The 12,978-nt window shown below is 45.5% G+C and carries 15 protein-coding genes and 1 rRNA gene; 3 read left to right on the top strand and 13 right to left on the bottom strand.

Annotated elements, in window-relative coordinates; translation table 11 throughout:
* The first annotated feature begins 87 nt into the window (after nt 1–87).
* Nucleotides 88–975: a cation diffusion facilitator family transporter gene (locus MZO41_RS11050; protein WP_003642507.1), complete on the top strand. Its 888-nt coding sequence runs from the start codon at nt 88–90 to the stop codon at nt 973–975.
* A gap of 185 nt (nt 976–1,160) precedes the next feature.
* Here the strand turns inward: MZO41_RS11050 and MZO41_RS11045 are convergent, their stop codons facing one another.
* Both MZO41_RS11045 and MZO41_RS11040 read right to left on the bottom strand, forming a co-directional pair.
* Nucleotides 1,161–1,754 carry a helix-turn-helix domain-containing protein gene (locus MZO41_RS11045; RefSeq protein ID WP_229030962.1) on the bottom strand — a complete coding sequence of 198 codons (594 nt, stop codon included), beginning with the start codon at nt 1,752–1,754 and terminating at the stop codon, nt 1,161–1,163.
* Between the two features lie 122 nt (nt 1,755–1,876).
* The gene (locus MZO41_RS11040) at nt 1,877–2,110 is read right to left on the bottom strand and encodes a hypothetical protein (RefSeq protein WP_003643482.1); all 234 of its coding nucleotides are present in this window, start codon (nt 2,108–2,110) and stop codon (nt 1,877–1,879) included.
* A gap of 509 nt (nt 2,111–2,619) precedes the next feature.
* Between MZO41_RS11040 and MZO41_RS11035 the strand changes: the two genes are divergently transcribed.
* The gene (locus tag MZO41_RS11035; RefSeq protein ID WP_003642510.1) at nt 2,620–2,787 is read left to right on the top strand and encodes a hypothetical protein; all 168 of its coding nucleotides are present in this window, start codon (nt 2,620–2,622) and stop codon (nt 2,785–2,787) included.
* A 334-nt stretch (nt 2,788–3,121) separates the two neighbouring features.
* Here the strand turns inward: MZO41_RS11035 and MZO41_RS11030 are convergent, their stop codons facing one another.
* The 8 genes from MZO41_RS11030 to MZO41_RS10995 all read right to left on the bottom strand — a co-directional run bounded on the left by MZO41_RS11030 (nt 3,122) and on the right by MZO41_RS10995 (nt 8,962).
* A complete protein-coding gene (locus tag MZO41_RS11030) occupies nt 3,122–3,670 on the bottom strand; it encodes a DNA-3-methyladenine glycosylase I (RefSeq protein WP_003645468.1) in 549 nt (182 codons plus the stop codon).
* Nucleotides 3,642–4,790: a dihydropteroate synthase gene (gene folP / locus MZO41_RS11025; RefSeq protein WP_003642512.1), complete on the bottom strand. Its 1,149-nt coding sequence runs from the start codon at nt 4,788–4,790 to the stop codon at nt 3,642–3,644. Before folP ends, MZO41_RS11030 begins: the two co-directional genes overlap by 29 nt.
* A 24-nt stretch (nt 4,791–4,814) precedes the next feature.
* On the bottom strand, nt 4,815–5,402 hold the full coding sequence (locus MZO41_RS11020; RefSeq protein ID WP_003643483.1) for a non-canonical purine NTP pyrophosphatase: 588 nt from the start codon (nt 5,400–5,402) through the stop codon (nt 4,815–4,817).
* Nucleotides 5,399–6,763, bottom strand: coding sequence for a bifunctional folylpolyglutamate synthase/dihydrofolate synthase (locus tag MZO41_RS11015; RefSeq protein WP_003643484.1), 1,365 nt, complete (start codon nt 6,761–6,763; stop codon nt 5,399–5,401). Before MZO41_RS11015 ends, MZO41_RS11020 begins: the two co-directional genes overlap by 4 nt.
* A gap of 8 nt (nt 6,764–6,771) precedes the next feature.
* On the bottom strand, nt 6,772–7,341 hold the full coding sequence (folE, locus tag MZO41_RS11010; RefSeq protein WP_003642515.1) for a GTP cyclohydrolase I FolE: 570 nt from the start codon (nt 7,339–7,341) through the stop codon (nt 6,772–6,774).
* Complete coding sequence (folK, locus tag MZO41_RS11005; protein ID WP_003642516.1) at nt 7,334–7,846, bottom strand: 2-amino-4-hydroxy-6-hydroxymethyldihydropteridine diphosphokinase; 513 nt, start codon at nt 7,844–7,846, stop codon at nt 7,334–7,336. Before folK ends, folE begins: the two co-directional genes overlap by 8 nt.
* Complete coding sequence (folB, locus tag MZO41_RS11000) at nt 7,836–8,204, bottom strand: dihydroneopterin aldolase (RefSeq protein ID WP_003643485.1); 369 nt, start codon at nt 8,202–8,204, stop codon at nt 7,836–7,838. The genes folK and folB overlap by 11 nt, the downstream gene beginning before the upstream one ends.
* A 224-nt stretch (nt 8,205–8,428) precedes the next feature.
* Entirely contained in the window at nt 8,429–8,962 is a 534-nt protein-coding gene (locus MZO41_RS10995; RefSeq protein ID WP_003642519.1) for a CvpA family protein, read from the bottom strand.
* A gap of 170 nt (nt 8,963–9,132) precedes the next feature.
* Between MZO41_RS10995 and MZO41_RS10990 the strand changes: the two genes are divergently transcribed.
* Complete coding sequence (locus tag MZO41_RS10990) at nt 9,133–10,041, top strand: metal ABC transporter solute-binding protein, Zn/Mn family (RefSeq protein WP_003643486.1); 909 nt, start codon at nt 9,133–9,135, stop codon at nt 10,039–10,041.
* Between the two features lie 219 nt (nt 10,042–10,260).
* On the opposite strand, the gene MZO41_RS10985 is transcribed toward MZO41_RS10990, so the two are convergent.
* The 3 genes from MZO41_RS10985 to rrf all read right to left on the bottom strand — a co-directional run.
* Entirely contained in the window at nt 10,261–11,676 is a 1,416-nt protein-coding gene (locus MZO41_RS10985) for an MFS transporter (protein WP_252129681.1), read from the bottom strand.
* 358 nt (nt 11,677–12,034) lie between these two features.
* Nucleotides 12,035–12,295, bottom strand: coding sequence for a DUF2187 domain-containing protein (locus MZO41_RS10980; RefSeq protein WP_003645462.1), 261 nt, complete (start codon nt 12,293–12,295; stop codon nt 12,035–12,037).
* A 588-nt stretch (nt 12,296–12,883) separates the two neighbouring features.
* A 5S ribosomal RNA gene (gene rrf, locus MZO41_RS10975) occupies nt 12,884–12,978 on the bottom strand; the annotation flags it as partial.

The raw sequence follows: 12,978 nt of genomic DNA, 5'->3' as shown, positions 1-12,978 counted from the left end.
CATGAACAGTCATTCATATGTTTGTTCATTCATATTTAAATTATAGCCATAACAAGGATAAATTCAACTAAGAAGTAGGTGATTCATATGGCACACAGCCATCAAATACAACAACAGACCAGCGCCTTCAAGATTGGGGTCGCCCTAAATACTGCCTTCATTGTCTTGGAAGCTGGCTACGGTTTTGCGAGCGGCTCACTGGCCCTAGTTGCTGATGCAGGACACAATCTCAGCGACGTCCTGGGCTTACTGATCTCCTGGCTGGCAATCTGGCTTGGACAAAAAAGCGCCAACGATAAGTACACATATGGGTACAAAAGCTCATCAATCTTGGCCGCCCTCTTCAACGCCGTCTTTTTACTAGTCGCTATCGGGGCCATTTCAGTCGAGGCCATCCAGCGCCTTAGTAATCCGGGTCCCGTCGCCGAATGGGATGTCATTATCGTTGCTGCTGTTGGGGTCGTCATTAATGGCTTTACCGCATTACTCTTTATGAAGGGCCAAAAGCACGATCTCAATATTAAGGGCGCTTTTCTCCACATGGCCGCCGACGCCGGCGTCTCCATCGGCGTGGTCATTGCTGGCTTCATCATCTTGAAGACAGGCTGGTTCTGGCTAGACCCCGTTGTTTCCCTGCTAATTGCCGTCGTGATTTTGATTGGTACTTGGGGACTCTTACGAGATGCGATGAATTATTCACTGGAAGCTGTACCGAACAATGTTGACCGCCAAGCAATCGCTGATTATTTAACCAGCCAGCCCACCGTCAACCAGATTCACGATTTACACATTTGGGGCATGAGTACTACTGAAACAGCCATGACCGTCCATCTCTGTCGTTCAACATTAGCTGACAATAATGCCTTTTTGGAACAACTGAACAAGGACCTAAGCGCCCAGTTTCCACTAACTCATATCACGATTCAGATTGAACTTGGCAAGGTGGATTATGAAACAACGGATAGTTCGATTTAGTTCATCGTGAGTTAAGTTATGATACACAGCATCCAAATCGAATCTGTTTCTGTATAAACTATCTCTTCCGCCTTAAACGACCGCATGCTATTAAGCATGCGGTCGTTTTTTGTCTTACACATTTTCGTTAGTTTGAGACGCCACGGCTCACTTCCAAACTCATCAATATTGACTAGCTCGGTAAACTACGACCGTTCTCGTTGTTTTGGCTTCAAAAAGATAGCTAATACCAAACTTAATATCAGTATTGATGTGACCAGCAAGCGACCGGCCACTTCACCAATTATCGCAGCGGGGCCATCATCAACGGCATGTGCTAACTCGTTCAGATAACTCGGTACTATTGTATTGATCAGAATCTCAGCAATAAATGCAATAAACACCGTGATGACGATACCGACACGCAATTTACCTGACTTGAACCGCTGCCAATCTGAAAAATACGACAATAATACCATGGCGTTCACCAGTACTAAAAACGGTACCAAAAACGTTCGTATTCCAAACGGCCGCAAATAGTCAATGTAGCCAAGTACCAGTAACAAGAAATTGCATCGATACGAGACGACCACCCATTTTCGGCTCTTCTGATGAAGTTGTTCTGCTTCCTTATAATAAGCCAGTAAGTGATCATCCCGCATTAAATCGTCTAGCCGAACGTCATAAATATCACTCAATTGAACTAAACTGCCAACATCGGGAAAACTGTGGTCATTTTCCCAGCCTGAGATTGTTTTGCGCGATACATGTAATTGTTCGGCCACTTGCGATTGTGTCAATTGTGCGTGCTTCCTACACACTTTTAGTTTTTCAGAGAATTTCATATCAGACTTTCGACTACTCCCTCATACTTTGGTTGCCATAACGCGATTAAAAATCATGCTTTTTTACCATGACCTGATCAAAATGCACGTTCATTCGCACGCGGCTCACCTTTCTTAAAAAACAACACTTGAATTAAAAAGCCAATAGCAACAATTACAAAAACAAGATTAATCAGATTTGTGCCATTTCGCCAAAATTCGCGACCTAAGACATTACCGTTAACAATTGCTGGATAAACGTTAGCGCTTAGCAATAGTAAAACGATTGCAGCCCAGAATCTGTAGTATTTGTAGAAAACAAAATTAATCATAACCAATCACTCCTAAATGTCTTACTTATATTTGCAATTTATAATAGGTGTCTTATCAGATAAATACAACCTTCTTAAGTAAAAAAACTAGTCTGTATTTTCCAGACATGCAATTAACCCGCTCATGCTGGGCATTTAGCACAGTATAACCATCAGTCTGATGCAGTGAGCATGATTTTTGTGGATAACGCTTATTCATTCAAAATCTATGCGCCAAACGCTATACCGTTTGCTGAAACGTTATGGTACTAGAAGTAGTTATCACTAACCAGTATCCGAGTTAGTCACACTACGATGCTAATTACCAGTCACAGGTTCAACGATACCGCAACCTCAGCGGTATCGTTTTTTCAAATATTCAGCATTTTTCGACGTTCGTACGTTAAATTAAGACATTAACGCACATTACAGCACACATAACGTCATTCATTATATAATTTAAGTAATATTTATTAATTCAGATAATCTGGTTCACTTCATTCTTAGCTAACCACCTAGGAGGCACTTACATGAGCATCATCAATCGCGTTATCGGTATCATTATCACGCTTATCTTGTTATGCCAATGGTTGCTTGGCTATCAATTACCAGCTGCCATGGCGTTCTTCTTAGTGGCCTGGCTGATTGGCTTGGTAACGATGTGGCTGTTGCCAGACTCGACGACCGCTAACCGCTAGTCGTGTCAGAGGGATACAAAATCAACTCATTCTAAAAAACGTCACAAGGCCATTACAACTTGCTCTTGCGACGTTTTTTTGCTAACTTCACTATTACCTAGAAAACGGTTAGACTGGTTCTACACGCCAGCATCACCGACCATTCAAATATGTTTTTGCCGCTTACCCTCATTGTGAACTTGCGCTTCATATTGCGTTGGAACTAATAATCACACTTCCCATAACCACTCCGGATCAAAGCACCCACCTTGCTTACATTCACACATTGATACTCACAAAAATACGCCGGCATAAGCAAATAAAAAAAGGCCAGCATCCGCCAGCCTCATTCTACTTAATTCAATTTAATCAATCCCGCCGCCAACAAAAACATGTGGGTGACGACTGGTCCAACGAAGGTCAAACCATGTCGGTGTAAATCCTTCGCAACGCGGGCGCCCAGGGGTGAGCGCGTCGGTAATTCATCATCGGGCGCCGGCATAATGATTGGTGTCGCATCGACAAACGCCCACAGGTAGTTGCTAAAGCTACCATACTCGGCCTGTAATTGTTGAATAGCACGCGCATCTTGAATGATTGCACGTAACTTACGACCATTGTGCATCACTTTGGGAGTCAACATCAGCCGTTCAAAATCCGGTTCGTCCAGGGCGGCTACGGCATCTACCCGCAGACCCGCCATATGTTGCCGCAATACTGGTAACTGACTAGCCGCGACCCGCCAGCCTAAACCCACTTGTAAGATTCCAACCACTAACAATTCAAATAAAACGTGATCATCGTACGTGGGAGTACCGAAATAAGCATCATAGTCCTTAACCCCATTCGCCGTAATATCGTCAAAATCATCCGGACTAATCATTATTCGATAACCAATAGCCATTCTCAATTCGGCCTAACAGCGTAATCAATTGCTTGGTTTCAGCCACATCGTGGACCCGGATGATCCGGCCACCCTTAAGCATCATCGCTGCTTCAGTGACCAACGTCATTGGTAGCCGGTCTTCCTTCTTCAGACCAAGCAATAGACCTAAATAACCTTTCCGTGAAATGGCCACCATCATTGGGCGTCGCAAATAATTAAATTCATCAATGTTACGCATCATCACGTAATCCTGTTCCCCATGTGCGACTTGTGAATAGCCGATTCCCTGATCTAGAGCAATTCGTTCAATATCGATGCCATGACTCGTCAATGCTGCCAGATTTTGTTCAAAGAAACCACGCATACTGCTCGTCAGATCGGTATATTCTTGGTCACGACTACTGTGCATAGTCAGTAAGCCGACGCGACTGTCAGCCATCAATTTGAGCTTGCGAGGGTCGTCCGTAAAGGCGTTCACATCGTTAATAATGCTGACACCTTCTTCCAGGACGGCTTGCATGACATCATACTTATAAGTATCGACCGCTAAGACTGCTTCCGGGAAACGAGCCTTGATGGCGCGAATGTACGGCAACGTCCGGTCTAATTCAACTTGCGGCGTGACTTCCGTGAAGCCCGGCCGTGTCGTTTGACCATTAACTTCGATTACGTCAGCTCCTGCTTGTAACATGGCATCCACGTGATTCAGTACGTCATCTTTAGTCTTGTACTGGCCACCGTCGAAAAAGGAGTCCGGCGTAATATTCATGATGCCATAAATCATCGGCTTCTTGGTGAGATTAAACCGGTGCTCACCCGCTTGCCAAAAAACATCATATTGTTTCATAATTTGAGTCAATTGAATTTGAGTCGTTGCTTGATCCGTAAAGACTCGCGACCATTGGTGTGTTAACTGGCGACCAGCTGTCTGGTTCAGCAAGACGGTCAACTGTTCAGGACTCGCCTGCACGACCCCATCTAATTGCTGACATAGTTGGGTTAATCGGAGCTGCTGCTCCCGATTATAATCACTAAAACGCAAAACTAATTGTTGTTGTCGTTGAACTTGGGCATTCAACGCCTGACTCGCAAAATCCGTTGCTTGTGCTAATGAACTGGTGATATCTTGTACTAACATCTACTCCACCGATCCTTCCAATTTTTAAAGTTTTGTGATTAATTTTAAGGCGGCCCGTCCCCGGTGTGTCAGCGGGATGCGCCACGTTGCTGGTAATTCGGCCAAAGTTCGACCATAGCGCGGTAGCCAGAAAATTCGGTCAAATCCCCCAGAATAGCGTCCAAATTGATAGGACGCAATGTAGCCGGTGATCGAAGCTTGTACGGCCAAGATCCGCCCATCTGGCCAGGCAGCCGCTAACGTAGCACGCATCAACGCTTGCCGCTCGTTGTCAGGGATATCGCGTAGGGCCGTTAAAATTTCCTGATTGCAATCAAAGCCACTGACTGCAACCCCTAAGTCGCGCGCCGTGGTCACACCTAACAAGTCTGGTAACGCGGAAATCTCTAAGCCACTATCATCTGCGATAACCGGAACCCCTAGCTGTTGCGCCCCAAAACGAGCTTTAGCAACCGCGTTATCGACATAGCTCGTCGTCGTTTCCACGGGAAATTCGAGCCGCGGCGCCACTGTCAAGTACTGACGAGCAGTCAAGCCATAGTAAGCCAAACACGCGATCAAGTCGCGGCTTTTACCAGCGTTGTTGGATGCAATCAACCAAGTCGTCGTCATTGGCTTAACCCCGGCCAACCAGCCTGTTGGAGCTCACGAATGACATAAAATGACCCCGTTACAATAATCGCACTATTACTGGTTGCTTGCTGCTGAGCTTGCGTTAACGCATCCGTGATCGTCGTTGCAGTCAATAAGTCTGGCTGTCGTTGCATCGCAGCCGTGGTCATAAAGGTGGGCGTTAATAATGCGTTCGCCGTGTCGGCCAGCTTAGTCGCGGATAACGCTCGTTCTGGATTTGCGGGCGTATTCGTAATCAGGACGTCAGCTACCGGTAATAGTTCAGCCAGCATTTTAGGGTAGGCCTTATCTTGTAAGACCCCGACGATCCAAATCAATTTACGACCAGCGAGTAATTGCTTCACACTTGCCACTAGTGCCGCCATACCATCCGGATTATGCGCCCCATCGGCAATAATGACAGGTTGCTCCTGTAATACGGTCAACCGGCCTGGCAAGGAAACTTGTTGCAAGCCTCGGCGAACCGCACTGTTCGTCAAGTTAACTTGTTGCTGTTGTAGTACTGCAACCACAGTTAAAACCAACCGCAGATTTTGTAGCTGATAGGTGCCACTCAGTCCGACCGTTAATTGCGTCCAATCAAAAAGCTGACTGTGCGCATCAACGACGGTTTGCGTGAGTGTTTGCCCAGTCACCGTCAGTTGCGCGTGCTTAGCGGTCACTAGCCGAACACCTTGATTGAGCGCTTCGGTCTGCAAAACAGCCAGGGCTTCTGGGTGTTGGTCAGCCAATGTCACTGCTGTTGTATGGGGCTTGATGATTTTTGACTTATTTTGCGCAATCGCGGTAATCGTGGGCCCAAGAATGGCGGTATGATCGAGGGCAATCTTAGTAAATACCGTGAGTTGGGGACTGGCTAAGGCGTTAGTCGCATCATACAAGCCGCCCAAACCGGCTTCAATGACCGCCCATTGCACGTTTTGATTCCGAAACCAAACGACACTAATGAGAAAGAACCATTCAAAGATGGAGACATCGCTAGCTGTCAGTCCCATATTTTGCAGAACCGGTAGAATCTCACGATACGTATCGATAAATTCCGCTGGACTGATCCACGTCCCATTGCATTGCAGTTGTTCACGCGCATCATTAATCGCGGGGCTGCTGAAGCGGCCAACTTGATACCCTTGCGCCCGCAGGATACTGGCTAACATGGCTCCCGTAGAGCCTTTGCCATTAGTCCCAGCGATATGGATCACATGGTAATAATGGTCAGGGTGGCCAAGATGTGCCATGATGCGCCGTAATAACGGAACACGCTGATGATTATTGGCTAACATGGCTTGATTTAGTTGGGCTAATAAGTCCTGATAACGTTGTTCAATCGTCCCTGTATCCACTTAATCACCTACTTTGCGATTCGCTGTAAGAATTCTCGTTTCAAGTCTAAATCCGTCTTGAATTGACCACTGTAATAGCTACTTTCCGTATGCACACCCGGTTTGCTAACACCCCGCATCTCCATGCACATGTGCCGCGCCGTGATTGAGACCGCGATCCCAGCCGGGTCAAGAATTCGTTGTAATTCTGTTGCAATGGAAACTGTCAACCGCTCCTGAACGTTCGGCTGTTGACTGCAATAGTCAATCAAGCGAGGAATCTTACTCAAGCCAATCACTTGTTCATGCTGCGGCACATAAGCAACTTGAACCGTGCCAAAAAACGGCAAAAGGTGATGCTCACACATCGAATAGAATGGAATATCCTTAAGTAATACCATTTCAGTCGGATGCTCAACCTTGAACAGTTTATAATTATCAAATGGTGCGGCAGTCTTAGTAGCGAAAACTTCCGCATACATTCGTGCAACCCGTGCTGGTGTTTCTACTAATCCCGGTCGGTCAGGATCTTCACCAACTGCACTTAAAATTTCTCGTACTGCATGCTCAATCTTTGCTTGGTTCTTCTCATCAATCATCTAACTCACTCACATTTCTTACTTTTTTAATCCAACTCTGATCCTGATTAGCCGCAATCAATTGGGCCACTTGTGGTCCAACTAACACATCAGTTTTGGCGATTTCAGCAGTTGGCAGTAGCACAAAGTTGCGCTTAGCTGCCTGCGCATGCGGAATCGTCAGCGTCGCTGTGTTGATTTGCCGGTCGCCCCAAAAAATAATATCCAAATCAATCGTACGTGGTCCCCAGTGAACCAAGCGTTGGCGGTGGCCCGCCTGCTCAATTGTATGTAATTCATCCAATAGTTCTTCTGGTGTCAAATTAGTCGTTAAGGATACCGAAACATTGTAAAAATTGGCCTGATCACGCTTTCCCCACGGTTGAGTCTCATACCAATGAGATTCGTCAATCACGTTTACCCCATTGACGGCTCGTAATCGGCTAAGGGCTTGCTGAATATTTTGGACGCGCGGATGAATATTGGAACCAACACTCAAATAAACCCGTTCTTCCCTACTTGCCATTCGGCGTCCCCTCCACCTCAATTTCCACATCATCAAAGATTCCAGGCATTGGTACGCTATATTTACGAATTTTAATATTGATTGCATCCGCCGCGGGAAAACTTGTCAATAACGTCTGCAATAAGTGGTTAGCTAGCGATTCAATCAACTTGTATGAATGGGTCGTTACAAATTCATCGACCACGTTACGGACCGCCGCGTAATTGATGGTCTCGTGAACGTCATCGTGTTGAACCTTGGTTTCGATAGGATATTTAATGGCAATATCTAGCCCTAGTTGTTGACCATTACGCCGTTCTTCCGGAAGTACCCCGTTAAACGTGTGAAAGCGTAAATTATTAATTCGAATCATGCCCATAAGTATCCCAGCCTCTTTCTTGCTCATTTTTACTTATAATCATAGCATGAAGGACGCTCAATATGATAGTAATCAGCCAAATAACCCCATAAAAACTAGCAATCGTTCGGGAACCGAAAAAAGTGCGTTGCTAACAAACCGGTTCATCAAAAAAGACGTTGCTGGTCAAAAAACCAGTAACGCCTTTGTCTTAGTTTAAAGCAGTCGTACCCCCACCATGAACTCTAGGAATCCGTAGTCGTCCCATCATTAAAATTAATCAAATTACTGAGGTAATGGCTAGTTAGACCAGGTGTCTGCTTCACAATATAGGTGGCGAGCGGTGACTGCGTCATTTGCGTCTGAATAAAGCTCGTATTGACGATGTTCGCCAACGACAACGCGACAAAAATAACCAGATACGTCACGACAAATGACACGATTCCACCCGCAACACTGTTCACTTGCTTAATAACTGGTAGCCACGTAATGCTACGTGAAACACGGCCTAACAACCGAATCACTGACCACCCTAACGAAATTAACACGAAGAAAGCGACCAGGTTAATGATCAACGTTGCCGCCACTGAAGCTTCAATTAAATGTAAATTCGTCAATAGATTACTAATCATTGTCCCTAACGGCTGATAGAGTAGTCGTGCAAACAATAGGACGACGACCGTCCCAATCAGATGCAACATTTCAATCACAAATCCGCGGTGAAACCCGCGAAAAATTGCGCTTGCTAGTAAAATTAAAATCACAATCGTAAATATCATCTGCGTGCCCCGCCTTCCGCTTTTCAGGTACGCCTATTTTACCAGCTTTCGTCAGTCAGTGCAGTGTTTTCACCTAGTCTAAACCTTATCTTAAAGACTTGACGACGACCGTTTCTTTCGGTAAAGTTAACAGTAATGGTTACGATTTAAAGAGAATGGGGTTACAATACATGGTCAACCGACGGATATGGCTTTATTTGGCAATAATACTGGGACTCAGCGGCCTATTAGCAGGCTGTCAAAGTTCGAGCACCCCCAGTAAAACGACTAACGACAAAATTAATATCATGGCTAGTCTCGACTTTTATGGTCAAACGGCTAAGGCGGTGGCAGGAAAGTATGGTCAAGTGACCTCGATTATTGATCGACCGAGCGTTGACCCCCACGACTACGAGCCGACCGTCAACACGGCTAAGCAGGCTAGTAGCGCCCAATTAATCATTTACAACGGCCTCGGCTACGATGACTGGATGGAAAAGCTTACTGTCAACAAAGCCAAGGGCGCCCGGGTAATCACAGTGGGAACCGACGTGGCTCATAAAACTGACGGGGCCAACGAACACGTCTGGTACGATCCCACAACGATGCCCAAATTAGCAACTAAAATCGCAACAGAACTCAGCAAAATTCAGCCGCAGCACAAGCATTATTTTGAACAGCAGGCCCAAAAGTATCAGACCAACGCTAAGACCATAACCACTATGATCAAACAATTGAAACAGCATGCAAATAATCAGCGTGTCGCTGTCAGTGAGCCGGTCTTTGACTACTCATTGAAGGCAATCGGCTACCGAATCAGCAATACGCATTTCGCACATGCAATTGAAGAGGGTTCCGACCCATCACCTAAGGATATCCAGCAAATGCAACAAGACATCAAGCACCACCGGATTGCCTTTTTCGTTGAAAACACTCAGACCGATAGTAACTTGGTCACGAACATGGTCAAACTCGCCAGGAAATACGATGTGCCGGTACTGAAGGTCACCGAAACGTTACCGGCCAACCAGACGTATCAAAGCTGGATGCTCAGTCAATATCGTCAATTGGCAAAGATTCAAAAAGCAACAGCCAAGTAGAAGCGCCCCGGTTAGTTGGGCCAAGTCCTGTGATTCAGTACGATCACAGTCGTGCCACGAAAAAAGGGCCGCCATTCTTGTAATCAAGAATGGCGGCCCTTTTGGCCTAATTACGACTAACCGACCGATTGTGCAGGCACTAATGTCTAATTAGTGGCGTTCAAAGCATATCCCACTTAACTTCAGTCATTCTCGCCTGGTAGTCAGTCACCGTGATTATTAATGCGACTGCTTGCGCCCATCACGCAAAAGTAACGCAAGCACGAGGCCAACCAATTCAATGCCGAGCATCATCCAGAAGACCGTATGGTACCCTTGCAAGTTCGCACGCAACGTTGAGACTCCCGCTTGTTTCTGAGCAAACGTCACGTTGGATAAGACCAAGGTCGCCACGGCCACACCAGCTGAACCGAGAATTTGACGAACCGTCGTAATCACAGCGGTACCGTGTGAAATCAGTTCATCGGGTAATGAATTAGCCCCCAATGTGACGGCGGGCATCATGACAAAGGCATTCCCGCCTTCAATTAAGGCAGCCAGCAAAATCATGGTGAGCAGGTTCAACTCTGAATTGATCAGTGCTAAGATCAGCCAACCAACAACGATCATACTCATACCAAGTAACATGATTTGTTTGTATCCAATCTTCTCTGCTAGTTTCCCAGTAAGTGGGTTCAAAATACTTAGAAGCACCGCACCAGGCACCAGTGACATGCCTGAAACGAATGGCGACACCTTCAAGACACCCTGGTAATAGAGTGGGAAGATGATTGTTACGACAATCAGCGCCACGTACGAGATTGCTGTTAGGAAAATGGCTAAGTCATAATTAAATGTTTTTAAGACCCGTAGTTCCAATAACGGCGTCTCCAAGTGAAATTGGCGATAAGTAAAGTAAGCCACCGCTAGTACTGAAACCGCTAATAACAGCCAACCGAACGTCCAGTTCACATTGGGTTTACCAATCTCATTCACGACGTATAAAATCCCAGCAAAGCCCAGTAACATCACGATTGAGAGCAAATCTAGCTTTGAAGGCTTATTGACCATCACGTCCTTGATCGTTGTGAAACTAATTAGGATCAACAAAGTTGCCACCGTGATGAAGACGGCAAACAATCCGTGCCAATCGGTAAACTTCAAAACCACACCGGAAATAATCGGGCCAGATGCTAATGCTGATCCCATGACCAACCCGGCGACACCCATCGTACTACCCCGTTTTTCCTCGGGCGTAATCGTCAGTAAAATGGATTGATACGAGGGAAACAGCACGCCAACTGCCGCCGCTTTAATCAGGCGACCGACCATCATCACACCAAAACTGGGTGCGAAATAAATAATGATTGAACCAATATCGAAAAGCACCAAAACGGCTAAGAATAATTTCTTAAACCCAATATTATTCAACAACCACGGACTGATTGGCATCATGACGACCATTGTCAACATAAAGCCGGTCGTTAACCATTGCACGGTTGAGGCCGAGATGCCAAAGTCGCGCATAAATGTTGGGTAGACCGTCGACAAGGAAGACTGACTGATCGACATGGTCCAAGTCCCAAGCAACAGCGTAAAAATGAACCAGAAGCGTCGACGCCCCGTCAACGTTACATTTTGATTAGCTGTCTGCATTCAAAACTCCTCCTTACTTTAGAACAGTTATCAACTACTAATATCCATTGTACCATTGAAACCAATGATGTACAGGCTAAAAGTCAGATTGCCAACAAAAAAGTTTGCTACACCGAATAAAGAGACGTGCACAATTAGCTTGTAACAACACCCGCGTGAATGATTGTTAAATATCCAATCTGTTAAAGCTCTAACGGACAGATTCATTAAGTCAGTTGGCCTCTAATCATCATAAAATCAGTCCCAACCAGGGCACTCCATCACACCGAAAAGCTTTGCAGCCAAACTAAAAATGGGTTGTTCAAGAATCAAATTCTTGAACAACCCATTACCTACATGTTGCATCGATATTCTTAATTTATTCAGCTAACATGGCCGCACTAACTGCCTGTAGCTGCTTCGCTTCACCAGCAGTCGGTTTAGCGGGTTTCATCTTCTTTAAGGCGATCACTGCCCGATATTGAAGTTCTGCCACATTAATATCATCCCGCAAATCATAATGAGTAATTGTGACGAAGGCGGAGTTCTCGTAAATTTTTTCAACTTTAGCATAAAAATCATAATCGGTATTGCCGTTCTTTTGACATTTAACCCGATCCCCCACAGAAATCTGAGCCATAACTATCACTCCACTTCATAAAATATGATAATAACATAGCACGTAACTGCTAGAATAACAATTATTGCTCCCGAATTTACATGATTTTTACATGGTTATGACGGATACTGTCCAAATTAAATGACATTAGGCCCACGAGCCCGTATTAGCGGTTAGTAATGGCCAAGTTCGTAAACCAATACCTAGTACCTTAGACTGAGCTGAATCACTTTATCGCTTGAAACTAGCATCGATTTTTCTAACCAACCAAACGTACGCCATTTACGCCTGACTCTCAAAATCCGAACGCTACTGTCTCTCGTTTTGACAGCTCCCCCATCACTGCCAGCTACCCCCAATATGAGCATTGAGCGCAATCGCTAACGATTCAACTCAACGGAAACTTATTCAGTACAATGAGCGTGATTGCAACCAATAAGTAGATCGTGCCGGTGATTAATAGTATAGGTTGAATTCCCAATGCGCTGATGAGTACCGGGATTCCTAATAATCCGACCCGCCGTTTGAATTTCAAAATTTAGTCTTAGTTCGCCCAGTAGACTAATTTTTGGCAACAAAAAAGGAATCGAATTAACGATTCCTTAGGTTGCATGGCAACGTCCTACCCTCGCAGGGAGCGATCCCCCAACTACTCTCGGCGCTAAGAAGCTTAACTTCTGTGTTCGACATGGGAACAGGTGTAT

Origin of the sequence: Lactiplantibacillus sp. C232 (assembly GCF_023806725.1) — a bacterium.
Taxonomy (GTDB): domain Bacteria; phylum Bacillota; class Bacilli; order Lactobacillales; family Lactobacillaceae; genus Lactiplantibacillus; species Lactiplantibacillus plantarum.
This window is presented reverse-complemented; position numbering and strand designations above follow the sequence as displayed.

Excerpts from the sequence above, each read along its gene's own strand:
- folP (WP_003642512.1), bottom strand. The coding sequence starts at position 4,790 with ATGTTAGTACAAGATATCACCAGTTCATTAGCACAAGCAACGGATTTT.
- MZO41_RS10980 (WP_003645462.1), bottom strand. The coding sequence starts at position 12,295 with ATGGCTCAGATTTCTGTGGGGGATCGGGTTAAATGTCAAAAGAACGGC.
- MZO41_RS11020 (WP_003643483.1), bottom strand. The coding sequence starts at position 5,402 with ATGACGACGACTTGGTTGATTGCATCCAACAACGCTGGTAAAAGCCGC.
- folB (WP_003643485.1), bottom strand. The coding sequence starts at position 8,204 with ATGGGCATGATTCGAATTAATAATTTACGCTTTCACACGTTTAACGGG.
- folK (WP_003642516.1), bottom strand. The coding sequence starts at position 7,846 with ATGGCAAGTAGGGAAGAACGGGTTTATTTGAGTGTTGGTTCCAATATT.
- MZO41_RS11050 (WP_003642507.1), top strand. The coding sequence starts at position 88 with ATGGCACACAGCCATCAAATACAACAACAGACCAGCGCCTTCAAGATT.
- MZO41_RS10990 (WP_003643486.1), top strand. The coding sequence starts at position 9,133 with ATGGTCAACCGACGGATATGGCTTTATTTGGCAATAATACTGGGACTC.
- MZO41_RS10995 (WP_003642519.1), bottom strand. The coding sequence starts at position 8,962 with ATGATATTTACGATTGTGATTTTAATTTTACTAGCAAGCGCAATTTTT.
- MZO41_RS11035 (WP_003642510.1), top strand. The coding sequence starts at position 2,620 with ATGAGCATCATCAATCGCGTTATCGGTATCATTATCACGCTTATCTTG.
- MZO41_RS11030 (WP_003645468.1), bottom strand. The coding sequence starts at position 3,670 with ATGGCTATTGGTTATCGAATAATGATTAGTCCGGATGATTTTGACGAT.
- folE (WP_003642515.1), bottom strand. The coding sequence starts at position 7,341 with ATGATTGATGAGAAGAACCAAGCAAAGATTGAGCATGCAGTACGAGAA.
- MZO41_RS11040 (WP_003643482.1), bottom strand. The coding sequence starts at position 2,110 with ATGATTAATTTTGTTTTCTACAAATACTACAGATTCTGGGCTGCAATC.
- MZO41_RS10985 (WP_252129681.1), bottom strand. The coding sequence starts at position 11,676 with ATGCAGACAGCTAATCAAAATGTAACGTTGACGGGGCGTCGACGCTTC.